The sequence below is a fragment of the Synechocystis sp. LEGE 06083 genome (genome assembly GCF_015207725.1).
In the GTDB taxonomy this organism is placed as follows: Bacteria; Cyanobacteriota; Cyanobacteriia; order Cyanobacteriales; family Microcystaceae; genus Synechocystis; species Synechocystis salina.
Genome location: NZ_JADEWJ010000022.1, coordinates 1 through 23,865, shown reverse-complemented (window position 1 = coordinate 23,865; position 23,865 = coordinate 1). Strand labels below are relative to the sequence as shown.

General features: G+C 49.0%; 21 protein-coding genes. 12 read left to right on the top strand and 9 right to left on the bottom strand.

Going from position 1 to position 23,865, the window contains the following annotated elements:
- Positions 1 to 291: 291 nt before the first annotated feature.
- Entirely contained in the window at positions 292 to 1,548 is a 1,257-nt protein-coding gene (gene larC, locus IQ219_RS03135; RefSeq protein ID WP_194071672.1) for a nickel pincer cofactor biosynthesis protein LarC, read from the bottom strand.
- Positions 1,549 to 1,553: 5 nt separating this feature from the next.
- Here larC and IQ219_RS03130 point away from each other — a divergent pair, with 5 nt between their 5' ends.
- Positions 1,554 to 2,186, top strand: a complete 633-nt coding sequence (locus IQ219_RS03130) for an L-threonylcarbamoyladenylate synthase (RefSeq protein ID WP_190598596.1) — start codon at positions 1,554 to 1,556, stop codon at positions 2,184 to 2,186.
- 12 nt (positions 2,187 to 2,198) lie between these two features.
- Here IQ219_RS03130 and ctpB read toward each other — a convergent pair whose 3' ends face one another.
- On the bottom strand, positions 2,199 to 3,587 hold the full coding sequence (gene ctpB / locus IQ219_RS03125; protein WP_194071675.1) for a carboxyl-terminal processing protease CtpB: 1,389 nt from the start codon (positions 3,585 to 3,587) through the stop codon (positions 2,199 to 2,201).
- A gap of 264 nt (positions 3,588 to 3,851) precedes the next feature.
- The gene (locus IQ219_RS03120; RefSeq protein WP_194071671.1) at positions 3,852 to 4,361 is read right to left on the bottom strand and encodes a L,D-transpeptidase; all 510 of its coding nucleotides are present in this window, start codon (positions 4,359 to 4,361) and stop codon (positions 3,852 to 3,854) included.
- A gap of 372 nt (positions 4,362 to 4,733) precedes the next feature.
- Here IQ219_RS03120 and IQ219_RS03115 point away from each other — a divergent pair, with 372 nt between their 5' ends.
- From IQ219_RS03115 to IQ219_RS03100, 4 genes are all read left to right on the top strand, one after another.
- Positions 4,734 to 6,470: a diflavin flavoprotein gene (locus IQ219_RS03115; protein ID WP_194071670.1), complete on the top strand. Its 1,737-nt coding sequence runs from the start codon at positions 4,734 to 4,736 to the stop codon at positions 6,468 to 6,470.
- Positions 6,471 to 6,496: 26 nt separating this feature from the next.
- A complete protein-coding gene (locus IQ219_RS03110; protein WP_190598600.1) occupies positions 6,497 to 7,015 on the top strand; it encodes a phosphate-starvation-inducible PsiE family protein in 519 nt (172 codons plus the stop codon).
- 49 nt (positions 7,016 to 7,064) lie between these two features.
- The gene (locus IQ219_RS03105) at positions 7,065 to 8,852 is read left to right on the top strand and encodes a diflavin flavoprotein (RefSeq protein ID WP_194071669.1); all 1,788 of its coding nucleotides are present in this window, start codon (positions 7,065 to 7,067) and stop codon (positions 8,850 to 8,852) included.
- A 1,063-nt stretch (positions 8,853 to 9,915) separates the two neighbouring features.
- Complete coding sequence (locus tag IQ219_RS03100) at positions 9,916 to 13,353, top strand: PKD domain-containing protein (protein WP_194071668.1); 3,438 nt, start codon at positions 9,916 to 9,918, stop codon at positions 13,351 to 13,353.
- A 36-nt stretch (positions 13,354 to 13,389) separates the two neighbouring features.
- Here IQ219_RS03100 and IQ219_RS03095 read toward each other — a convergent pair whose 3' ends face one another.
- Together IQ219_RS03095 and IQ219_RS03090 are read right to left on the bottom strand one after the other, a co-directional pair.
- The gene (locus tag IQ219_RS03095; protein ID WP_228016676.1) at positions 13,390 to 13,938 is read right to left on the bottom strand and encodes a helix-turn-helix domain-containing protein; all 549 of its coding nucleotides are present in this window, start codon (positions 13,936 to 13,938) and stop codon (positions 13,390 to 13,392) included.
- Between the two features lie 175 nt (positions 13,939 to 14,113).
- The gene (locus tag IQ219_RS03090) at positions 14,114 to 14,404 is read right to left on the bottom strand and encodes a Calvin cycle protein CP12 (protein ID WP_194071667.1); all 291 of its coding nucleotides are present in this window, start codon (positions 14,402 to 14,404) and stop codon (positions 14,114 to 14,116) included.
- 394 nt (positions 14,405 to 14,798) lie between these two features.
- Between IQ219_RS03090 and glmS the strand changes: the two genes are divergently transcribed.
- Together glmS and IQ219_RS03080 are read left to right on the top strand one after the other, a co-directional pair.
- Entirely contained in the window at positions 14,799 to 16,694 is a 1,896-nt protein-coding gene (gene glmS, locus IQ219_RS03085; protein WP_194019133.1) for a glutamine--fructose-6-phosphate transaminase (isomerizing), read from the top strand.
- Between the two features lie 128 nt (positions 16,695 to 16,822).
- Positions 16,823 to 17,377, top strand: coding sequence for a peroxiredoxin (locus IQ219_RS03080; RefSeq protein ID WP_194019134.1), 555 nt, complete (start codon positions 16,823 to 16,825; stop codon positions 17,375 to 17,377).
- A 36-nt stretch (positions 17,378 to 17,413) separates the two neighbouring features.
- On the opposite strand, the gene IQ219_RS03075 is transcribed toward IQ219_RS03080, so the two are convergent.
- Positions 17,414 to 18,214, bottom strand: a complete 801-nt coding sequence (locus IQ219_RS03075; protein ID WP_194019135.1) for an RDD family protein — start codon at positions 18,212 to 18,214, stop codon at positions 17,414 to 17,416.
- A gap of 166 nt (positions 18,215 to 18,380) precedes the next feature.
- Between IQ219_RS03075 and petN the strand changes: the two genes are divergently transcribed.
- From petN to IQ219_RS20335, 5 genes are all read left to right on the top strand, one after another.
- Entirely contained in the window at positions 18,381 to 18,470 is a 90-nt protein-coding gene (petN, locus tag IQ219_RS03070; RefSeq protein ID WP_010871354.1) for a cytochrome b6-f complex subunit PetN, read from the top strand.
- Positions 18,471 to 18,512: 42 nt separating this feature from the next.
- Complete coding sequence (locus IQ219_RS03065) at positions 18,513 to 18,656, top strand: hypothetical protein (RefSeq protein ID WP_190598607.1); 144 nt, start codon at positions 18,513 to 18,515, stop codon at positions 18,654 to 18,656.
- Between the two features lie 37 nt (positions 18,657 to 18,693).
- Entirely contained in the window at positions 18,694 to 19,704 is a 1,011-nt protein-coding gene (locus IQ219_RS03060; protein ID WP_194019136.1) for a metallophosphoesterase, read from the top strand.
- 140 nt (positions 19,705 to 19,844) lie between these two features.
- Positions 19,845 to 21,410: an NAD(P)H-quinone oxidoreductase subunit N gene (locus tag IQ219_RS03055; protein WP_194019137.1), complete on the top strand. Its 1,566-nt coding sequence runs from the start codon at positions 19,845 to 19,847 to the stop codon at positions 21,408 to 21,410.
- A 185-nt stretch (positions 21,411 to 21,595) separates the two neighbouring features.
- Complete coding sequence (locus tag IQ219_RS20335) at positions 21,596 to 21,718, top strand: hypothetical protein (RefSeq protein ID WP_255512798.1); 123 nt, start codon at positions 21,596 to 21,598, stop codon at positions 21,716 to 21,718.
- An 88-nt stretch (positions 21,719 to 21,806) separates the two neighbouring features.
- Here the strand turns inward: IQ219_RS20335 and psaK are convergent, their stop codons facing one another.
- From psaK to lptB, 3 genes are all read right to left on the bottom strand, one after another.
- The gene (psaK, locus tag IQ219_RS03045; protein ID WP_194018271.1) at positions 21,807 to 22,067 is read right to left on the bottom strand and encodes a photosystem I reaction center subunit PsaK; all 261 of its coding nucleotides are present in this window, start codon (positions 22,065 to 22,067) and stop codon (positions 21,807 to 21,809) included.
- Between the two features lie 184 nt (positions 22,068 to 22,251).
- Entirely contained in the window at positions 22,252 to 23,037 is a 786-nt protein-coding gene (gene cobK / locus IQ219_RS03040) for a precorrin-6A reductase (protein ID WP_194071666.1), read from the bottom strand.
- An 11-nt stretch (positions 23,038 to 23,048) separates the two neighbouring features.
- On the bottom strand, positions 23,049 to 23,807 hold the full coding sequence (lptB, locus tag IQ219_RS03035) for an LPS export ABC transporter ATP-binding protein (protein WP_204250435.1): 759 nt from the start codon (positions 23,805 to 23,807) through the stop codon (positions 23,049 to 23,051).
- Positions 23,808 to 23,865 lie beyond the last annotated feature (58 nt).

Sequence of the window (23,865 nt, the reverse complement as noted above, 5' to 3'; positions counted from 1 at the left end):
TACTATACGTGTCTACACATTGTACTGTCTTTTTCGCTTCTCTTACCTTCGTCATACTCCCTCCAAGCTTTCCAGCCTTTTATCTCCATTCTAATTCACCCATTTTGATGAAAGAGGGATAACACTTCGGGTCTAACCATATCGAGGTTTAGGGAACAATCCAGTTGCAGCTTACGATAGTTTACCAAGGGCCAAGTGCGGTGCCAACATTGGGCGATCTGTTGAACTTGACCGTTGACGATTTGATTCCATGGCTCGACAACGCTGAGCCTTTTGTTAACTAATGTCACCTCAACCCTGGGCTGAATCTTTGCTGAGACTGGACCAAGCGGCGATCGCCTGTTGGTGAATTAATTGCCAGGGCTGACCGGTGGCTTTGGCCAGGGCGGCACAATCGACAAATTCGGGGTGGGCATTGAGAATAATTTTTGTACCGGCTTGATAGCTGTAGGCCACTTTGATGCGGATGGAGCCATGGGCAATAACCACAGTTTGCCATTCCCGTTCCAGGGCATAGCGCTGTTGTTGGCGTACTCGGACACCAAGACTAGTGGTTTCCCGGAAAAGTAAATTGAGGCAGTGATTTTGATTTTCTGGCGCACAGAGCACAGTCAGTAAAATGCCAGGGCGGGATTTTTTCATGGCGATCGCCTGGGTGAAAACATCGATTGCCCCTTGGTGGAGCAAACTTTCCAGTAGATAACCCACGGCCTGGGGTTGGAGATCATCTAATTGGGTTTCCAGCACAGTGATAGTTTCCAGTTGCCCAAAGGGGATTTCCTTCGGTGTTTTGGCGGTTTGGGATTCCGTCCCGATCCAGAGTCGGAGAATATTGGCCAACGGTAATTCTTTACTCCCCGCTCCCAGTCCTAATTTTTGCAAATTGAATGGGGGTTTAGTGCCAAATTGGTTGGCTAAAGTAACGGCGATCGCCGCTCCGGTGGGGGTGACCAACTCCCCCGTCAAACCATTGTCATAAACTGGTACTTGGCGAGTTTCCCAGAGTCGTAACACCGCCGGGACTGGAACCGGTAAATCACCATGGGCCGCCCGCACCGTACCACTGCCCGTGGGCAGAGCGGACCAATAACATTTGTCAATGCCTAAATAATCCAGTCCCAAACAGGTACCCACAATATCAACAATGGCATCGGTGGCCCCCACTTCATGGAAATGTACTGCCTCCGGTTCAATGCCGTGTACTTCCCCCTCGGCGATCGCCAGTTGATGGAAAATGGCCAAACTCCAACGACTGACCCTAGCCGGTAAATTGGCCCCTTTGATTAATTGCTCTATTTCCGGTAAATGCCGCCCTCCATGGTGATGGCGATCGGAAGATGGCTCTGTTAATAGATGCACTTCCACTTTGGTGGCCGCCTGGCCTTGTTTTTGCACCATGCCCGCTGCCAAGCGATATTCATGGCCCAAACCCAGCAGGGCCAGTTTCTCCATCAGGTATTCTAGGGGAACCCCTGCCGACACCAAAGCCCCCAGGCACATATCACCGGAAATCCCCGTGGGACAGTCAAAATAAACAATCAACCCCATAAACAATGGCCACCTTCTACAATCTTCATCCCGAAACCCCCCAACAGCGCACCGTTGAGGTGATTTGCAAAAGTCTGCGCCAGGGGGCAATTATGCTGTACCCCACCGATACGGTCTATGCCATCGGTTGTGATCTCAACGATAAAAATGCCGTTCAACGGGTCAGACAACTGAAGCAACTCTCCAATAATAAACCGTTAACGTTTCTCTGTTCGTCCCTGTCTAATATCGCTGAATATGCAGTGGTGTCGGACAATGCCTATCGCCTCATGCGTCGGTTGATTCCTGGACCCTACACTTTTCTCCTGCCGGCCACAAAACAGGTGCCGAAGCTAGTGGTGGAGCCAAAGCGAAAAACCACCGGCATACGGGTGCCCGATCGCCCCATTTGCCAAGAAATTCTGCAAAATTTAGGCAATCCAATTATTTCCACTTCCGCCCACCTACCGGATCAAGACGAGTTTGTCATGACAGAAAAGGCGAAATTATTTGACCTGTTCGACAAATTAGTGGACATCATCATCGACGATGACCAGGAGCCTGGCTATCAAACCTCCAGCATTATTGATCTCACCGACAAAGAACCAAAGGTAGTCCGGGAAGGACTGGGTTGGGAAACCCTGCGAGATCTTTTCTAGTGTGGGATCTGATTAAAGTTGACTGGGTTCCAATAACCCTATGCCCAGGTCCTTGGTCGGTGATAGACCTAAGCTATGGCGATGTTGACGTAGCACACTAATGGCCCGCTGATATTGGGGATCGACATCCGTGGCGATTAAGTCTGGGTCGTTGCGAAACTGGAGCTTAGTATCGTTAGAAATGTCTAGATGAATGTCGGGACTGATGCCTTTGTGGTTGATATCTGTGCCACTGGGGGGATAGTAGCGGGCAATGGTGACTGCCAAGCCGGAACCGTCGGACAAGGTGTTAACAGACTGCACCGTACCTTTCCCGTAGGTAGCAGTACCCACTACAGTGGCCCTTCCCTGTTCTTTTAATGCCCCCGCCAAGATTTCACTGGCACTGGCGGAACGTTCATTGACCAATACCACCAAGGGTAAATCCGTTAGGCTCCTGCCGTTGGCCGAAAAATGGCGATCGCCGCCCCGTCGGTCAATGGTACTGACAATTTCCCCCCGATTGAGCCAGAGGCGGGCAATGTCAATACTAGAAAGCAACAAGCCCCCAGGGTTGCCCCGCAGGTCTAAGATGTAACCACTAATACGACTATTGTTCAGCTCCGTAATCGCCTTTTCCATTTGCTCAGCGGAGTGGGAACTGAATTCATCTAGGCGGATATAACCTACCCGCAATTCCCCTTCTTCCTTAACGTTGTAGGTAACGGAATCAATTTCGATATTTTCCCGTTTGAGGGTAACACTGAAAACACCGCTTTTGGGGCGGGAAAGTTGCAAACTCAACTCACTGCCAATCTCCCCCTGGATCGCCTCCGTGGCCTGCTCTAAGGACATCAAGGCCGCCGGTTGGCCGTTAATGCGGACAATGCGATCGCCAGGACGAATACCTGCTTTCAATGCTGGGGTGCCCCGCATCACATCCACCACCACCAGGTCGCTACTGCGTTTATCCATCAACACCCGGATCCCCACACCGGAAGCTTCCCCCGCCGTTTGACTGCTGAGGATGGCAAATTCCTCCGGGGAAAGAAAACGGGTATAGGGATCATTCAAATCTTTTAATATGCGCCCAATTTGTCGGTAGGCCTCAGCATTATCCTGATAATTGCGCCCCAATAATTCCTGGCGCTTGGATAACCAATTGGAATGGTTAAAGTCCTTATCAACAAACTGTTGATTAACTAACTGCCATACCTCATCCACCACCGCCTTGGGGCTATTTTCCAAGAGGGTCACGTTATCGGACACACCAGTGTCATTCTCCTTTGGAGTCGCCAACGGGGGACTATCGGGATTGATTACGTTGGGAGCGCTGAGGGCTGGCTTTAGATTAGCCCCCAAACCGAAAGCAAATACCAGAGCGGCAGCCAAGGGGCGGAGGCGAAGCAAATGGGGACTCATGGAAGGCAGGGTGGGGCAAAGGGAGGCAGACAAATAGTCAAGTCCGATGCAATGGGACATTGGGTCGGCGGAGGGCAGAATTCCTTCCCCAAAACGGAGGACTAAACCACTTAAGCCCAATCCTAGCAAGAAAAATCTAGTTCGTGGGCAAGATTAGGTCATCAAATCAAGCATCGTCCATTCACTGTCCTCAATGGCTGGCTTCCTTGGTTTACCTGGGGACAGTGGATGGCTTTGCAAACAAATCCCAGGCTAAGGTACTGCTCAGGGATGAATAACTAAAGGGGTGTGTACCTCTGACCACTCAAATAACCACTTGGCATGGTCAACCGCTAAATTAATACAGCCATGGCTTACTGGTGTACCAAAATTTTTGTGCCAGTAGGCTCCATGAATTGCGTAGCCCCCACTGTAATATTGGGCGTAGGGAACATCATCGATATCGTAATCTTCCCCTTTCATGCGATCAATACTGCGTTTGCTTTGAATCGCAAATATACCAGGGATCGTAGGAGTGTCCTTCTTCCCTGTGGAAATAATGACAGCATAGACTGGTTTTGGCCCCTCCCAAGCTATTAAACGCTGGGTCGAGAGATTAACTTCAATCCAACGCTCCTTGGATTTTTTTAGGATGGCCATTTTTCGATTGAGGGTATCTTGGTAGGTTTGGGCGACCACAACGGGAACAAATAAATTAACTGCAACTACTTCCGTGGCAAGAATGCCCGCCACCACCAGGCAACTCCCTCCCCATCGGACAAGGGAAGATAACATGGATGATAATCCTACTACTAATGCGTTCTTACTCTTATTTTAAGCGATTTTTTCTCAAACTGCCCCGAAAACAAGAACAAGAAGTCCATTTTCTCTGGCCGGCGATCGCCGGCCCTTGTCTGATTTCTACCCTTGCAAACAAATACTATGAACCTTTGCCAGGTGACTACATGGCGGACAAACGCGAATGGGGCCGCTGACATTTGCCCAAGCCATAGAGCCCTTAAATAGATTAAATTGACTGATTGATTGCAAGCGCAGTTATAAGAAAAACTAATTTTTTTATTTAGATATTGACATTTTACAGAATCCTGTATGGGCAGCACCATAGAAGACAGCAGCGAACTTTCTTGAAAAACCGCAAAGTTTTCTATGGTTACCCTAATTGATTCTCCAACATCTGCTGCTGTCCAGCCCCGCTTAACAGTCCAAACCGCGGACATTGCAGCCAACACCACAGCGATTCGTTGCCTTGACTGGGATCGGGATCGCTTTGATATTGAGTTTGAGTTGCACCATGGCACAACCTACAACTCATTTTTAATTCAAGGGGAAAAAACGGCCCTCATTGATACTTCCCATCGCAAGTTTGAGTCCGTCTACTTGCAAGAATTGCAGGACTTAATTGACTTGAAAAGCCTCGACTACTTGATTGTTAACCACACGGAACCCGACCACAGCGGTCTGATTCCGGAACTTCTAGACCTGGCTCCCCAGGTGACGGTGATTGGCTCCAAGGTGGCCATCCAATTCCTCGAAAAGCTGGTGCACCGACCTTTTGAGTCACAGATTGTTAAAACTGGTCACAGTCTGGATTTGGGCCAGGGTCATGAGTTGCAATTTATTTCCGCACCCAACTTGCATTGGCCCGACACAATTTTGACCTATGACGCCGGTACCCAGGTGCTTTATACCTGTGACGTTTTCGGCATGCATTATTGTGATGATTCACTTTTGGATGAAACACCGGAACGGCTCGAACCTGATTTCCAATATTATTACAACTGCCTGATGGGGCCGAATGCCCGCTCAGTGTTAATGGCTTTGAAGCGCATTGCGCCCTTGCAATTTGATCTAGTGGCAACGGGCCATGGGCCACTGTTGCAACATCATATTTCCCACTGGATCGGACAGTACGATGCCTGGAGTCAAAATCAGGTCAAGGCTCAAACTTTTGTGGCCCTGTTTTATATGGATGGCTATGGGGTCAGCGATCGCCTAGTGCGGGCCATTGCCGATGGCATTAGTAAAACCGGCGTGGCGATTGAGTTGGTCGATCTAAGCGTGGCGGATACCCATGAAGTCCGCACCCTGGCCCAATGCGCAGCAGGACTGGTGCTGGGTATGCCTCCCCAATCTTCTACTTCAACAACCCTAGATCCTTTACTGGGCACCATTTTAGCTGCGGTACACCCCAAACAGGTGATTGGTCTCTTTGAAACCGGGGGGGGGCAGGATGAGCCCATTTATCCCCTCCGCAATCGCTTCCAGGAATTAGGTTTGCTAGAAGCCTTTGAACCAATTTTACTCAAGACGGAACCAACGGCGGCCACGGACCAGCTTTGCCGTGAAGCGGGCACCGACCTGGGCCAGTACCTCACCCAGAGTCAATCTCCACCAGCAGATACAGCCCTCGATCCAGAACTCAACCAGGCGATCGGTCGCCTTAGCACTGGACTCTATATTCTGACGGCCCAAAAGGGGGATGTAAGAAGTGCCATGTTGGCCTCGTGGGTGATTCAGGGCAGCTTTGAACCCCTCGGCATTGTGATTGCAGTGGCCAAGGACCGGGCAATCGAATCATTGCTCCATCCCGGTGACACCTTTGTACTTAATGTGCTGGAGGAGGACAACTATCAAAGCCTGATGCGCCATTTCCTGCTGCGTTTTCCCCCAGGGGCTGATCGATTTGCTGAAGTTAACACCTATCCAGCCCAGAATGGTTCTCCGATTTTGTTGGAAACCCTAGCCTATCTGGAATGTGAGGTTACCTCCCGTCTTGATGGCAATGACCATTGGTTGGTCTACAGTACCGTACAAACCGGGCGGGTCGCCAAATTGAATGCACTAACTGCCACCCACCACCGCAAACTGGGCAACCACTACTAAATTCACCTTCTACCTGGGATTTTCTCATGCAACTCCTCTCAACCAATTCGGATTCGGACGCAAAGCCCACTCTCCTCTATTTCAGTCGTGCCCTTGTTGTTCGTCTGCTGGAAACGGTGCAGGACTTTATTGTGATTTCACTTTGCGTTGGCCTGTTCAGTTTTATGGTGATGCAGTTGCGGGAAATGTTTGTGTCTCTTTTTCCGCCACTAGACTTTCCCCGGGTCACCGCCGACATTCTATTCCTGCTGATTTTAGTGGAGCTATTTCGGTTGCTGATTATTTATCTTCAGGAACACCGGGTTTCGATCGGAGTTGCAGTAGAAGTTTCAATTGTTTCAGTGCTACGGGAAATTATTGTGCGGGGCGTTCTGGAAGTGCCCTGGGAGCAAGTGCTAGCAGCTTGTTCGTTTCTGCTCATTCTTGGTGCTTTGCTCGTAGTAAGAGTTTGGTTACCCCCCACGTTTGAGGGGGTCGATCCTGAACGGGAAATCTCTCGCCGTCATCAAGTCCGCAAGTCCGGTAAGGCTTCCTCATCAATTTAACTATTTTGACCATCCTTGCCCCCCGTCATCTTTATTTGAAGTTAAACCTATGATTTCTCCAATTAGCGGTCTCCCACAAGCTTTGGATACTTCTTCAGATTCAATTGCCGTTGCTTCCCTGCCTCGGGATATGCAGGTGGCAGAGATAGCCCCCCAAACCCAAGTATTGCGGTCTCGCCTCTGGGATCGACTCAAATTTGAGGTGGAATATGGTCGCCGTCGGGGTACTACGTCTAATTCCTATCTGATTCAGGCCGATTACACGGCACTGATTGATCCCCCAGGGGAGTCATTTTGTGATTTATATCTATCGGAATTGCCAAAATATTTAGATTTAGTCCAGCTTGACTACATCATCACTAGTCATGTTAATCCCAATCGCATGGTTACCCTGGAGGAACTAATGCGCCTGGCACCAAAGGCCAAACTTGTTTGTTCCCGTCCCGCAGTGAAAGTGCTTAAAGCCACCTTTCCCCATTGGGAAGAGCGATTCCAGACCGTGCGGTCCCAGGACACCCTAGATTTAGGTCAGGGCCATGAACTGCAGTTAATGACTGTGCCGACTCCCCGTTGGCCAGACGGTTTGTGTACCTACGATTTTGCTACCCAAGTTCTTTTCAGTGATAAGTTGTTTGGCACCCATGTTTGTGGCGATGCAATTTTTGATGAGGACTGGCGACAATTAAGTGGCGATCGCCGTTTTTATTTTGATTGTTTGCATGCCCCCCAAACCAAACAGGTCGAAACGGCACTGGATCAGTTTGATCCCTTAAACCTGAAGACAATCGCTCCGGGCCATGGCCCCCTGGTGCGTTTTAGCCTCAGTCGTCTATATGGTGATTATCGCCAATGGTGTCAGCAACAACCCCGCCAGACCCTTAAAGTAGTCTTGATCTATGCTTCCGCCTATGGCAATACGGCCACCATGGCCCAGGCGATCGCCAAGGGGTTGATTAAAGCCGGTGTCGCCGTCGAAACCATTAACTGTGAAATCGCTGAAACCGACGAAATTGCCGAAGCAATTCAAGCCTGTGACGGGTTTATTATTGGTTCTCCTACCCTAGGAAGCCATGCCCCTGTACAAATCCAAACTGCATTGGGCATTGTTTTATCCTCCGCAACCAAAACCAAATTAGCTGGAGTCTTTGGTTCCTATGGCTGGAGTGGTGAAGCCATTGACTTGATTGAAACCAAGTTAAAAGATGGGGGCTATCGCTTCGGCTTTGAAACGATTCGCATCCAATTCAGCCCTGGGCCCGATGCCTTAGATAATTGCACAACCTCCGGTGCAAATTTCGCCCGGCAACTGCGTACCAGGAAGCGGCAGAGGGTTGCTCGTCAGGCTACCACCGAAACCCAAGCCGATCGCACTCAGCAAGCGGTGGGACGTATTATCGGCTCCATTGGTGTGGTCACAACCCAATCTAACGGCAGACATCGAGGTATTTTGACCTCCTGGGTTTCCCAAGCCAGCTTCACCCCCGCCGGCATTATGCTAACAATTCCAACCCAATGTGATGCCTACGGTCTAGCCCAGCAAAATACTGCCTTTGTACTTAACCTCTTGCAAGAGGGACGGAGTGTACGGCGCCATTTTGTTCCCCAGCCTCTCCCTAAAGATGGTGATGATAATCCCTTCAGCACAGTGGAACATTATTCGGCCCAAAATGGTTGTCTGATTTTAGCGGAAGCGTTGGCTTATCTTGAATGCCGAGTCCAATCCTGGTCAGATATAGGCGATCATGTTCTGATTTATGCAACGGTTCAAGCCGGACAGGTCTTACAACCCAACGGCATCACTGCCATGCGGCATCGTAAATCGGGGGGACAATATTAGGCGCTGTAGTCTTTTGGATTAACTTCCAATGAGTCGGTAACTCAGGACCCATTTTTAAAAAGAGTCTTAAAATTGCTGGAGCCCTTATGGGACAAGTGTTGGGTCTATTTAATAGTTTGACTCCGAAGTCCTTGTGATGGGCTGATCTAAGCGGGGCTCATAGGATCAGCTCCCATTGTCCTTAGGTTTCCAAATTTGGTTATCGACTTTATTAATGGCATCGACCACTCCAACTATGCAGAGTTAATTGGTTGGTGTAATAAAACTATTTAGCCGATTGGTTTTAGCGGCAAGCTCTCGCTTTAGATAAACTAGTGGATCTACTGAACTTTTTGTCCAATATGTTTCCATAGCTCCCCGCATACAGTGTTTCTTCGCTTGTTGAGCAAGATTTAATTTTTTTATATTAAATGCATATTAAATATGCTAAATTTTGATGTCAGTATCAAAAAGCAAATATTAAAAAGCTTTGATTGTCTAAATTTAGCTATCCGACAAGCAATGAACCCCTAACTGTTACCGCGAGGTTGACACCATGGACTCCCTCTCCGATCCCCTGCAATCGTTTCTAGACTTGGAGTTTGGGCTGAGGTTTTTATGGCCAAAGGAGAACGGGGTAGCCACATCTGAAATCGTTATGTCTCCCCTCTCCACCACCCTGAGATCTTTTCTGGACTTAGGGTTTGGACAGACAATTCTGGAACAGAATCAGAGCCAATTAGTCGCCGCCGAGGTCGTTGCCTCTCCGATCGCCATCTCCAATTGGAATGAAGGAAATCTTAGAAATTTTCTGGCTTGGGTTGGACCAATATTTCCCCTAGATCTGACAGTTGCGCTTGTAAATTTGTCTAATGAAAACTCTATTTTTCATTTGGTCCCATTGCCAGATGTTCAGCCATTTAACGAGCCCAGTCCCCTCTTATCCGAAGAAAATGGGATCAACGGGGAATTCGAGCTTGCGGCAATCTCTTTGCTCAATCGGGACGGATGGTTAGGAGAATCATCAAACCCATCCCACCTTTTGGCCAATTCCTCGGCTTCTTGTGCCTGTCCAGCCTGTGCAATGTTGATCACCCAAGCTCCAGTTGGTTACCAAGATGGCACAGCGTCAATCCCGCCCATAGCCTTTGATAAAACTTTTAAACTCCACAGTAATCCTTTTGCCAATCACACAATCTATCTAGATTTCGATGGTTATTTTATCGCCAGTTCCCAGTGGGAAAACGGAGGAGCCCTCCAGCTTCAGCCTTACTACAGTGGAAGCACATTTACCGATGCCAATAAAGAAGAAATCCAGAAAATATGGCAACGGGTTGCAGAAGATTTCGCGCCCTTTAATGTTAATGTCACCACCGAAGAACCCAATACAGAAGATTTGAAAAAGTCCGGTAGTGGAGATCAACGTTGGGGCATTCGTGTTGCCATGACCAGTAATTTAAACCTTGTCACGGGAAAAGCCATTACCAATGCAGGAGGCGGAGGCACAGCCTACTACAACAGTTTCAACTGGGCTACAGATGAAGTGGCGCTGGTTTTTAACCAAGGAGAATATGCCGGTGCGGAAACCGTTAGCCACGAAGTAGGCCATACCCTAAATCTCCGCCATGACGGAGGTAGCTATGGTAGCAATTCTAGCTATTATGAAGGACATGGTTCCGGCGCAACGAGCTGGGGCACGATTATGGGTGCGCCTTTTATCAACGCCGATGAGAATGTTACCCAATGGAGCAAGGGTGAATACATAGGCGCTAACAATACAGAAGACGATCTCGCTATCATCACCAGCAATGGCTTTAGCTACCGAGTCGATGATTACGGCAACACCTTGGCTTCTGCCTTTGAGTTAACCGGCAGCAATATTAGTACTTTCGGAGTTATTGAACGCACAAGCGATATCGATTGGTTTAAGTTTGTCACTGGGGTTGGAAACATTAATTTCAATATCAACAACGCCTCTCGCGCTTATGTCGCCAATGGGGATGGCAGCTACACGACAGAATATCTAACTCCTCGGGGGCCAAATTTAGATATTTTTGCCAAATTGTTCGACGCTTCTGGTAATTTGCTTGTCCAAAATAATCCTTCAGATTTACTGACCGCAAGTCTAAACTATACGATTACTACGGCCGGCACCTATTATTTGTCAATTGATGGAGTCGGTGTTGGTAATCCTTTCGCCAATCCCCCCTCTGGATATACCGAATACGCTAGTCTCGGCCAATATTTAATTACAGGAAGCGTTGTTCAGCCCACTACCAGTCCGGCAATTCTTGTTTCACCGACATCGGGTTTGACGACAACGGAAGCTGGAACACAGGCAAGCTTTACCGTAGTTTTGGCGACCCAGCCCTCCGCTAATGTCACCATTGGAGTTAGTAGTAGCAATACTAACGAGGGAATAGTTAATGTAAACGCACTTACATTCACAAGTGCGAACTGGAATGTTCCCCAGACTGTTACGATTACGGGAGTAGATGACAGTGTAGACGACGACAACGTTTCTTACACTATTGTTCTAGCTCCCGCTAGCTCCACTGACCCCGATTATGGTGGACTGGATGCAGCCAACGTAACCATTACCAATCAGGACAATGACACTGCTGGTATTTGGATTAGCAGTCCCAGCGCCAATAACACCACTGAAGATGGCGGAACAGTGACCTTTGCCGTCCACCTCAAGTCTAAACCAACCGCCGATGTTACTTTACCCATTAGCTCTAGCGATATTTCAGAAGGTGTAGTTAGTGCTTCTTCCCTCGTTTTTACCAGTGTTAATTGGAATATTTCCCAGATTGTAACGGTAACCGGTGTTAACGATGGGCAAACTGATGGTAATGTGTCCTACTCCATTGTGACAGGTACGGCATCCAGCATTGACGGCAAGTACAATGGTTTGAATCCTGATGATGTTGTCCTAGTCAATAACGATAATGAACCCACTCCAGTAACCATTTTTTCCGATAGCTTTGAAGTCTCGGAGTGGAACGGTCTATGGATCGAAGATAGTCAAAATGATTGGTTTCGTTCTACCCAAAGGGCCCGGGATGGTTCCCGTTCTGCAGAAGTGGATGGGACGGCGAATAATGCGACCATAACTATTGCCCAACCCCTTAACCTCACTGCCTACAGCAGCGCCACCCTCTCGTTCTCTTGGTTCATCGAAAGTAACTGGGATAGTGGCGAATACATTGCCCTTGATTTTTGGAATGGCAGTAGCTGGCAAGAACAACAACGTTTAGCTGGCAATATCAGTCCGGAGAATGTTTGGCAGGATGTTTCCATCAATGTACCAATCTTAAGTAACTTCCAGTTCCGCTTCCGGGCTAGTGTCAGTAGTAGTAACGAAGACGGTAACGTCGATAACGTTAAAATTACTGCCCTGCCTGCTGGGCAAAATACCTTTCCCCAAGCTTTTATTACTGGCAATACCTCGGTTAATGAAGGGGCAATTCTAATCTTGTCGGGGGCTAACTCCACCGATAGTGATGGCTCAATTACTCGCTATGACTGGGATTTTGATGGTGACGGTCAATATGACGACGCAACAGGCCCCAGTGTCAACTTCACAACATCTAATAGTGGCATTGCTACCGTTGGATTACAAGTTACAGATAATCTTGGGGGGACAGCAAAGGCCAGCCAGATCATTACTGTCAACAACGTTGCCCCGATCGCCAACGCGGGTATTTCCCAGACAGGTTTTATCAACGTTCCCTTTGTCCTCTCTGGTGCAAATTCCACCGATCCAGGGAATGACATTATGACCTATGCCTGGGATTTGGATGCCGATGGCCACTACGATGATGGGACTGGTGTTGACACAACTTTTATTCCAACTCAGCCTGGCATCTATACCATTGGTCTTCAAGTTACCGATGCCGATGGCGCTTCCTCGACGGACACCACAACCATCACAGTTCAAGATAAGCCAGCAGAAAATCTACTGTTCTACGACAGCTTTGAATTGTCGGAATGGAATGGGAACTGGGTTGAGGATAATCAGAATGATTGGTTTCGCTCTACCCAACGGGCCCGGGATGGATCTCATTCAGCAGAGGTAGATGGACTAGCTAATAATGCCACTCTGACTATGGCTAGACCACTCAATTTAGCCGATTATAGTAGTGCTGTCCTCACTTTTTCCTGGTTCATCGAGGGAAATTGGGACTATGGCGAATACATTGCCCTAGACCTTTTTAATGGCAGTAACTGGACAGAGGTCAAACGTTTATCGGGTAATGTGGACCCGGAAAATAGTTGGCAAGATGTTTCCCTGGCTCTGCCTCTCAGTAATAGTTTCAATTTAAGGTTTCGGGCCACTGTTAGTAGTAGCCTTGAAGACGGCAACATTGATAATGTACGCATTGTCGGACTAGGCAGCGGCACTGCGGCTTCAGCCTACGGTTTGAACCTGGAAACACCGGAAACCGGTCTGTTTTCTCCCATGGGCTCCTATGGACAGGTCTTAGGAATAGGAGTGGATGGCCTACATCCCAGCTAGTTGACATCCTCCAACCCGGCTAAAGTCTGGGGATTCCTAGACTTCACAATCTAGGCTTTCTGCTTCATAGCTCGATGCTTTTCGGACTACCCTCGCCTGTTTTACTACAAACCCCTCTGGAATAGAACGGGTATAGTGCCAAACCACTTTGCCAATTTTGGGGAGTTTAATCCCTTCTGCGGACACCGGGTTTTTCCCTAACTGAGGGAAGACAAATGAACGCAGATTGTGCCGCTTTTTAAAGCGTGGAAAACCAAACCCTCTTTTGTGCATATCATCCCAAGCCCGCTCCAACTTCCTCAAGGTTTGTTGGAGGATTTGGGAATGGGTGTTGGCTAATTCAGGAATGTGTTTTCTTGCCTCTGTTAAGCATTTTGCTTGAACGTGGTAATCAGGAAAGGGTTCGTCCGCAGAGAGAATGTATTCCCCTGGAATCGAGCAAGCATTAACTGGAGACCTACGAGAAGCACACCAATCCTTGCGTTCTCGCAGGGCATAGTTCCACACCTCGCGACAGACATTTAAGCTTTCCTCTATGTCCAGCACTTGTTGTGGAGTTGGTTTCAGCTTGTAGGCGTAGGTCATGGTTAACAGACCCACACTTTAGCTTACACAAGATGCTTTGTGTGTAAAACTTTCACCTGCCAATTAAAGCCGTCTTGAAGTACCTCTAGGAATTGGGGCGAGAATAGTTTCAAATTGAGTGAGACATTGTTTTTGTTAGTGATCAAACCCCTCATCCTTAGGAAATTGCCCATCTTTAGACGTCATAGATTCGTGCTTCAAGAGCACTGGGATTTTCGGTGCAGTAGTGGGTAAAGGAATTGTGTGGCGTGTTTTTGGGCTGAGATTTGTCAACCTGTTGCAATTCTTCAACGGTTTCCCAAGCAAGCACCGCATCTAAGCTACCCAAGCCGTATATTTCAGTGATGCGGCGAGCATGTTCTAAAGCAGCTTTAAGACGGTTGTCCAATGTCGTGGCTGAAACATTGTCTGCCAATATTGTTGCGGATTGAGAAGCTTTAACCGGGGTGATAGTCAGGTAAGACATGGCAATAACTACGTTTTTATGAACTGTCTCTAAGCTTATCTATAATTACTAGCAATGCAAATATCAAATTGATATAAGATTCAATTATCTTTCATCAGCTAAATAAATCTTTGGCCTTGCTCAGAATTAATGCATGCCCACCCTTGCCAAAGTTAAAAAGTTAACTCCCTAACCCATCAGAATTTGGACCGTTGTCCGTGCCATGGGCCAGCAATCTATCCCATCTGATGTCGATGTTGCGAACATGGTCCGCTAATGTTCTAAGTCATTATGCAAGAGCGCATTGCTGTGGTAAGCCAACTTTCATGGATTGGGACAGATTTGTCATTGGGCAGAGGGAAAAAGCTAAACTGGAGGGCAATTTGATCATTTTCACTATCATTGGGGAATCTCCATGTGTGGCATTGTTGGTTACATCGGCACCCAAACGGCGGTAAATATCCTCATTGAAGGGCTAGAACGCTTGGAATACAGAGGTTATGATTCCGCTGGTATTGCTACGGTCACCGAAGAAAAAATTGAGTCGGTGCGGGCTAAGGGCAAACTATTTAACCTCAAGGAAAAACTAGAAAACCACAGCAACTTTTCCCGCCTTGGCATTGGACACACCCGTTGGGCCACCCACGGCAAACCAGAGGAGCATAATGCCCACCCCCACTTGGATAACCAGCAACGCATCGCCGTTGTGCAAAATGGCATCATTGAAAATTACCAAACCCTGAGGGATCAGTTAAAGGAAAAGGGTTATCAGTTTTATTCGGAAACTGACACTGAGGTCATTCCGATTTTAATCGCCGATATTCTCAAGGATTTGCCCGGCGATGACCCAGACAAAGCCCTGCTAGAAGCCATTGGCAAGGCGGTACACCAGTTAGAGGGAGCCTTTGCGATCGCCGTGTTGGATGCCCATTGCCCGGAACAGTTAATTGTGGCCCGACAGCAAGCCCCCTTAATTTTGGGATTTGGCCAGGGGGAATTTTTCTGTGCGTCCGATGTGACTGCCCTAGTGCCCCACACTAATACAGTGCTGTCGTTGGAGAATGGGGAAATTGCCAGGTTAACGCCCCTGGGGGTAGAAGTTTATGATTTCCAACTCAAAAGACTGCGGAAACTGCCCCGTACTCTAGACTGGAGTGCCACCACCGTCGAAAAACAGGGCTTTCGGCACTTTATGCTCAAGGAAATCTACGAGCAACCAGCCGTTGTCCGCACTTGCTTGGCAACTTATCTGAATGAACAATGGCGGGCCGCCGACCATCCCAGTCATAGTCCCGTATTCCTGGGCCTAGATCCCCAGTTGACCAAAAATCTACAACACATTCAAATTTTGGCCTGTGGCACCAGCTGGCATGCAGGCCTGGTGGGGAAATATTTACTAGAACAATTGGCTGGTATTCCCACCACGGTGCATTACGCTTCGGAATTTCGCTATGCGGCCCCTCCCCTAACGCCCCATACTCTCACCATTGGCGTGACTCAGTCGGGGGAAACGGCGGATACTTTGGCGGCCCTGGAAATGGAAAAACAGCGGCGCCTCACTTTGGAAGATGACTATAAACCTTTAATTTTGGGTATTACCAACCGTCCCGAAAGTACCCTGGCCACCATGGTTAATGAAATTATCAATACCCATGCTGGCATTGAAATTGGAGTGGCTGCCACCAAAACTTTCGTGGCCCAGGTGTTGGCATTCTACTTCCTCGCTCTGGACATCGCTTTTCAGCGGCACAGTTTGAGCCTGGAGGCCATAGAACACATTATGGTGGGTCTGCGACAATTGCCCGCCCAGATTGAAACTATTTTGGAACAACAGGGTAGTGCCATTGAAGCCCTAGCCCATGAATTTGCCGAAACCCAGGACTTTATTTTCTTAGGGCGGGGCATTAACTTTCCCATTGCCTTGGAAGGTGCCCTCAAGCTGAAGGAAATTAGCTATATCCATGCGGAAGGTTATCCTGCGGGGGAAATGAAACACGGCCCCATTGCCCTTTTGGATGCCAAAGTCCCAGTGGTGGCGATCGCCATGCCGGGGTCAGTCCATGACAAAGTAATTTCCAATGCCCAGGAGGCCAAAGCCAGGGATGCCAGGTTAATCGGAGTCACCCCCATGGACGACAACCAAGCCCGTTCTGTGTTCGATGATTTATTGTTGGTGCCCCACGTAGAGGAAATGCTCTCACCCATTGTGGCTGTTATTCCCCTACAACTTTTGGCCTACCACATTGCTGCCCGCCGGGGCTTAGACGTGGATCAACCCCGTAATTTGGCCAAATCCGTCACAGTGGAGTAGGTCACAAACCCTAGGTGATTGGTTGATGTCGGCGGAGCTCTGCTGCCAGAAAAAAGCTGTGGAACAATGGCAGGTAAACCCATTTATGTTCACCGGCAACTCGGTGTCGCAACTTCAAAATATCCCCTATGACAAGCAAAAAATTTTCCTGGCCAAAAACAGTTATTGCCCTACTCTTAACCCTAGGTTTATGGCTAGGATTGGCCGATTTCCCCGCCTATGCCCTGGGGGGCACCCAACCCGCACTAGACCAACCTGCGCCCCTGTTCACTCTGCCCAGCACCACTGGCGAAGGGGAAATTAATTTGGCTGATTATCGGGGTCAATGGGTAGTGCTGTATTTTTACCCCCAGGACTTCACCCCCGGCTGTACTTTGGAAGCCCAACGTTTCCAGCGGGATTTGCCCAAATACCAAGCCCTCAATGCCCAGGTAATTGGTGTGAGTGTGGACGATTTAGATTCCCATGAAGCTTTTTGTGATGCGGAGGGACTTAAGTTTCCCCTCTTGGCAGACTCCGATGGGGCGGTGATTAAAGCCTATGGCTCTTGGCTGAGTGGCATGGCCCTGCGGCATACCTACGTCATCGATCCCGAGGGTATGTTGCGGGAAAGATTTCTCGGCGTCAGACCCGCCACCCACAGTGAAGAAGTTTTAGCCCGCCTAGAAGAATTGCAAGCCTAGGCGATCGCCATTTTTGTTCAACAAATTTCCAGGGTTTTAAAACTCAAAACTTTCCTGAGTCAGGGCCGTTTGGCGGTCTTGACAGGCCAGGTAAACTGCCTCTAGTAAAACTTCGGGGGGAGTATCGGCCAGGGGAGCCGTGAGACGCAAGCGGTCTTGTATCTGTTGGGCTAGCCTTGCCTCTGCTTGTTGCCTCGCCTTGGGCAGCAAATCCCCCCGTCGGAGCAGATAGTCCCGGATCACGAACCAATGGTCCGCCGTAATTCTTTCTAACCCCGGCCATTGGCTTAATTGAGTCGCTAAGGATTTAGCTGCTTCCGGTTGTTGAAGTTGTAGGCGATCGCCTCTTGGGTGCCGACTTTCTCGAATCACCAGGGTGTCAGCCAATAAATCTCCAATGCGTTTTTCCTGCCGGCCAAAAATGATCATCAGAGCGCCAATGTAGAGAAAATCATCAATGGGGCGAAATAGAGCCCGTAAACTAGCTTCCTGTAGCCCCACTGGTCGCCCATCTCCCCGGATTACCCGAATTTTAGCCCGACGCTTACCAGGGGTTTGTCCCTGCCATAGGGTTTCAAAAAAGACAAAATAGCCCACATAAACCGCAAAAATCAGAAAGATTTGGATAGCTGTCAACCACAATTGCCAGTCGTCGGATACATAAAGGGAAAGGTTATAGGCCAGTACCGCCCAAATAATTAAAAGTACAAAGATTATGGTTCCCAGGCAGATATAGTCAATCAACACCGCATAGAGACGATTGCCAATGCCGGCTAGGGTAAACTCTAATTCGACACTTTCGGGGGTTTCCACTTGGTAATGGTTAAACAGGGCCATGGTTTCTAGCTTGAATGGAAAGGAGGGGAACAAATGGGACAATGGCGGCTAAATAGCCGGTCAATGGGACAGTGTTATCCCTGGGGCAAGCTTTAAAATTTTGCCCGATCGCCGTAAGATAAAGGCTGACAAAGCTCGTTTTTATCGGCGTATTTAACAAAAGACTATGGACATTTTGACATTAGGTTGGGTAAGCGTGTTGGTTCTGTTCACCTGGTCCATCAGCATGGTGGTGTGGGGTCGGAACGGCTTCTAGGGAAAACCTCGGATTTGTCGCCGTTTAAGAGCTTTTGATACCGTGGAATCAACTCCTGTTCTCAATACCCTTTTCTTAGTGGCCCTGGTGATGCTAGTGCTGGTCAGTGGAGGCATTCTCTACTTGACCACCTTGGAGTGGCGCGATCGCCGTCGTCAGGACCGGGATAAAAAAATGAGCCGCTAAATTTGTTTGATTTGCGGACATAACCATTGTGATAGCCATGGGTTTTTCCCGTCTGCCGGTGATCGGGGTGTTTTTTGCCCTGGTTACCGTAACTTTTCTGTTAATTGCCAACTTTAGCCAAGGTCAAGACCCTGCCCCAGTCATTCTGGCCAAGGAAGTGAACGTCCAAGACCAGTCCACCCCGGTGGTGATTGTGGCGGCGGGGGACATTGCCTGTGCTCCGGAAGATCCAGGTTTTAACGGTGGTTTAGGAACCCCAGACCGTTGCCAGATGGCCGCCACGGCAGACTTGGTTGCTAGTGCTAGTCCTGATCTAGTTTTGCCCCTGGGGGATAACCAGTACGAACGGGGAGAATTGGTCAATTACCAAGCTTCCTACCAACCAACCTGGGGAAAATTTGACTCCATTAGTCGTCCGGTGCCAGGCAACCACGAATATTACGGCCCCGATAAGGATGCCGCCGATTACTTTAATTATTTCGGTGCAGTAGCTGGCGATCTCGCAGAGATCCGCTCCGCGGTGCGCCAAAAGGGTTATTACAGCTATGACCAAGGGGATTGGCATTTCATTGCCCTCAATTCCAACTGTGAATACATTGGCGGTTGTGAAATGGGATCGGCCCAACAGCAATGGTTAAAGGCAGATCTGGCGAAAAATACTAAGCAATGCACCCTAGCCTACTGGCACCATCCCCGTTATTCCTCCGGTGTGCACGGCAACCAACCCCAAATGGGAGACCTCTGGCGAACCCTCTATGACGGTGGTGCGGAGTTAGTGCTATCGGGCCATGACCATCTCTATGAAAGATTTGCCCCCCAAAATGCCCAGGGCGGCTTGGATCAAACTAAGGGATTGAGACAATTTGTCATCGGCACCGGCGGCAAAAGTCTTTATCATTTCAAAACTGTGCGCCCCAACAGCGAAGTTCGGGCAGTGGGGGTATATGGAGTGCTGAAAATGAAACTTCAACCCAACAGCTACCGCTGGCAATTTCTAGCGGCCAACACCGACGAATTTGATGAACAGGGGGAAGATTTGTGCCATTAGGGCAATGATTATGTCACTGCTGGGCACCTTTGCCATGGCCCAAAACTAGAAAAATACTAATAAATTCCATCACCCATTCTAATTCTCCTTTGCGGCAAACCTGCGCTAAGCTTATTCGTGAGCATTTCTCGGTTGTACCTATGGACTTTTCTAGTAACGTTGCAGCGCAACTCAATGCGGGGACGATTTTGCCGGAGGGCGTTGTTATTGTCACTCTCCTCCTTGTGCTAATTGTGGATTTGATTGGGGGACGCAAGGTAGCCTTGGCCCTGCCCTACCTGGCGATCGCCGGTTTATTGGTGTCGGTGGGTTTGCTAGTTACTTCCTGGTCCATGGCGGATCCCATTGGTTTTATCGGTGCTTTTAATGGGGATAACCTCAGCGTTATTTTCCGAGGCATCATTGCCATGTCCACCGTTGTCACCATTTTGATGTCGGTGCGCTACGTCCAACAAACGGGGACTTCCTTGGCAGAATTCATTGCCATTTTGCTCACGGCCACCCTGGGGGGCATGTTTCTCTCGGCGGCCAACGAGTTGGTGATGATTTTCATCTCCCTGGAAATGCTCAGTATTTCCTCCTACCTCATGACCGGTTACATGAAGCGGGACCCTCGTTCCAATGAAGCAGCGTTGAAATATTTGCTCATTGGTGCTTCTAGCTCCGCCATTTTCCTTTACGGTCTTTCCTTGCTCTATGGTTTGTCCGGCGGTGAGACCCAGTTGGTATTAATCGCCGAAAAATTAGTTAATGCCGACAGTATGGGTCAATCCCTCGGTTTGGCGATCGCCCTGGTCTTTGTCATTGCCGGTATTGCCTTTAAAATCTCCGCTGTGCCTTTCCACCAATGGACTCCCGACGTTTATGAAGGTTCTCCCACCCCAGTGGTAGCCTTTCTTTCGGTGGGATCTAAAGCGGCCGGTTTTGCGGTGGCCATTCGGTTGCTGGTGACCGCCTTTGGTGGCATTACCGATGAGTGGCACGTTATCTTCGCTGCCCTGGCAGTGTTAAGCATGGTGCTGGGTAATGTAGTGGCTCTGGCTCAGACCAGTATGAAGCGGATGTTGGCCTACTCTTCCATCGGTCAAGCCGGTTTTGTGATGATTGGCCTGGTGGCGGGTAGTGAAGATGGTTATGCCAGCATGGTGTTCTACATGCTCATTTACCTGTTTATGAACCTGGGGGCGTTTAGTTGCATTATCCTCTTTACCCTCCGCACCGGCAGTGACCAAATTAGTGATTATGCTGGTCTCTACCACAAGGATCCTCTGCTCACCTTAGGCTTGAGCATTTGTTTATTGTCCCTAGGCGGTATTCCTCCTTTGGCAGGTTTCTTCGGCAAAATTTACATCTTCTGGGCCGGTTGGCAGTCGGGATTGTACGGCTTAGTTCTCCTTGGTCTGGTCACCAGCGTCGTTTCCATCTACTACTACATCCGGGTGGTGAAAATGATGGTGGTGAAGGAACCCCAGGAAATGTCCGATGTGATCAAAAATTATCCGGCCATCAAATGGAATTTGCCTGGTATGCGTCCCCTACAGGTGGGTATTGTTGCTACCCTGGTTGCCACCTCCCTGGCAGGTGTTCTTGCTAATCCCCTCTTTAACTTAGCCACCAACTCCGTGGTCAGCACCAAGATGTTGCAGACAGCCCTCCAGCAAACGGAAGAAACTGCGGCGATCGCCATTTCCCATGATTTACCCTAGAGATAGTGGTAAGAATTGCTTTAGGAGAAAAGGTCGATAAGTATCACCGTAGAAAACGACTTAAAGGAGATCTTGGGGGAAATTAAGACCCAACTCAACGATCTCCAAAAAGACGTAACTTCCCTCAAGATTGAGATGGCAACGGTTAAAACCGAGTTGTCTGCGGTCAGGGTTGAGTTAGGCAAGTGAGAGATGATGTTAAGGATGTCAAAGGACGGGGCAATGCTGAAATTTGGGCGTTAATTATTGCGGTTATCGGGGCCGTAATCACTGCCTTTGTTCGTTTAGGCATTTTTCTTAATGCCTAACAAAAAACGATCAGGCTTTTCTCTCGATCGCCCGATCGCCGTTGATATTTTCCCAAAGGATAAAAGCTAGTCTATTCAGAATCGAATCTTAAAGTACTCCCATATTGGCCAAGCCCAGGATTACTCCAGCGCCGAGGATGTGGCCAAAGCTGGCGGTGCCCAGCACAGCCCCTAAACCAAAGCCACCGAAGAAGTTAGGGGAAGGCATGGGGGTGCCTACACTTTGTTGTTTGATGGTGAATTTGCCAAAGGCGATCGCCAAAATGTTGCAAGCAATCATCACCCCAGCAACTTTGGGGCTCCAAGACAGGGTAGCGGGAACGGCGGTGGCCAATAAAAAGCTATGCATTGAGTTCTCCTTGATCGTAAACGATGATTTTAAGACTATTTTTAACGGCGATGGCATCCACCATTAGGCATTGGGCAACAATGGTGACCAAACCAACGTTAAAAGTTTTATCTTAAGGTTCACCTTTGCTTCCCAGGAAAATCTCGTTGCAATACTTAACAAATCCCCTGGCTAGCCGTGACATTTAGCGTCGTAAATGACTCTGACAAAACTGGTAAATCGGAGCAAGATCATTCACCGTCTGCCCTACTTTGTTCTCGGGCCGGGCAATTCTGATCAGAGTTATCCCCAACGCTTCGGCCAGCCTTTGCTTCATCAATTCTCCCCCTTGGGCACCGGAGGCTTTGGTTACCACCACTTGAATTTGCCATTGTTCCCACAAAGCTTTTTCCAATGGTTCAGCTACGGGGGGGCGCAGGGCAATTATTCGGTCGGAGGTAAATCCGGCGGCGATCGCCTGGGTTAAGGCTTGGGGATAGGGCAAAATACGGGCAAATAATATGGCTTGGGTCTGTAGGGCACTGAAATAGTCCAACCAGCGGGCGCCCACGGTCAGCAGCACCCTTTTACCCACCAAGTATGGTTGATAAGACCCTGTGGTTAAACTATCAACGTCGGGCACTTCCAGGGTGTTTTCTCCCAACGGTAGGGGAGGGCGCTCAAATCGGATATAGGGAATATCTTTTTCCTTAGCGATCGCCGTGGCGGTGGCAGTAATTTGGGCCGCAAAGGGATGGGATGCATCGACAATGGCCGCAATACCATGGAGTTCTAGAAAGGTCGGTATTTCCTCCGGGGTCAAAGCTCCGACGTGAACCCTTAGATAAGGATGAAGGGGATATAGATGCCTGGCCTCCGGGGTAGTGACTGTCACCAGACAAGCTATGCCCTGGGCAATGAGTTCCTCGGCGATCGTGCGACTATCCACCGTTCCGCCAATTAACCAAACAGTTGGCAGGCTATCCCCCATAACTAGAATGCTTACAACTGGAATTTTTCACCTAGATAATATTGTCGCACCAACGGATTTTCCGATAACTCCCCTGCACTGCCGGAAGCCAAAATTTGCCCGTCCCGCATAATGTAACCCCGGTTGGTGATGGCTAGGGTCTCCCGCACATTGTGGTCGGTGATTAAAATGCCCATATTTCGTTCCCGTAACTGGGCAATGATGGTTTGAATTTCTGCTACCGCAATGGGGTCTACCCCGGCAAAGGGTTCATCTAAGAGCAAAAATTGTGGCCCTTCCACTCCGATCGCCAAGGCCCGGGCCAACTCGGTGCGCCTTCTTTCTCCCCCGGAAATCTGGGAACCCTGGGTATTGGCCACTTTTTCCAAGCGAAACTCCGCCAATAGTTGTTCCAGACGATGTTTCCGTAGGGGCGGCGAAACCCCAGTTTGTTCTAAGGCAAGGAGAATATTATCCCGCACACTCAACTGACGAAAGACGCTCGCCTGTTGGGTTAGATAGCCTAATCCTAGATGGGCCCGCTGGTTCAGGGGTAAATTCGTTATGTCCCGCTGGTGGAGCCACACTCGACCCGTATTAGGTTTTACCAGCCCCGTAGCAATGTAAAAAGTAGTGGTTTTGCCGGCGCCGTTGGGACCCAGTAAGCCGACAATTTCCCCAGGGGCGACCTGGGCGTTGACCCGATTGACCACACAACGTTTGCCGTAGAGTTTATGGATATTTTCTAAAACTAAGGTCACGATCGCCGTTCTCGCTAAAAAGCCTGTCACCGAATGCCGTTAGTATCCCACAGCTTAAGAACCCAGGGGAGGTAAATCCGGCAAAGTG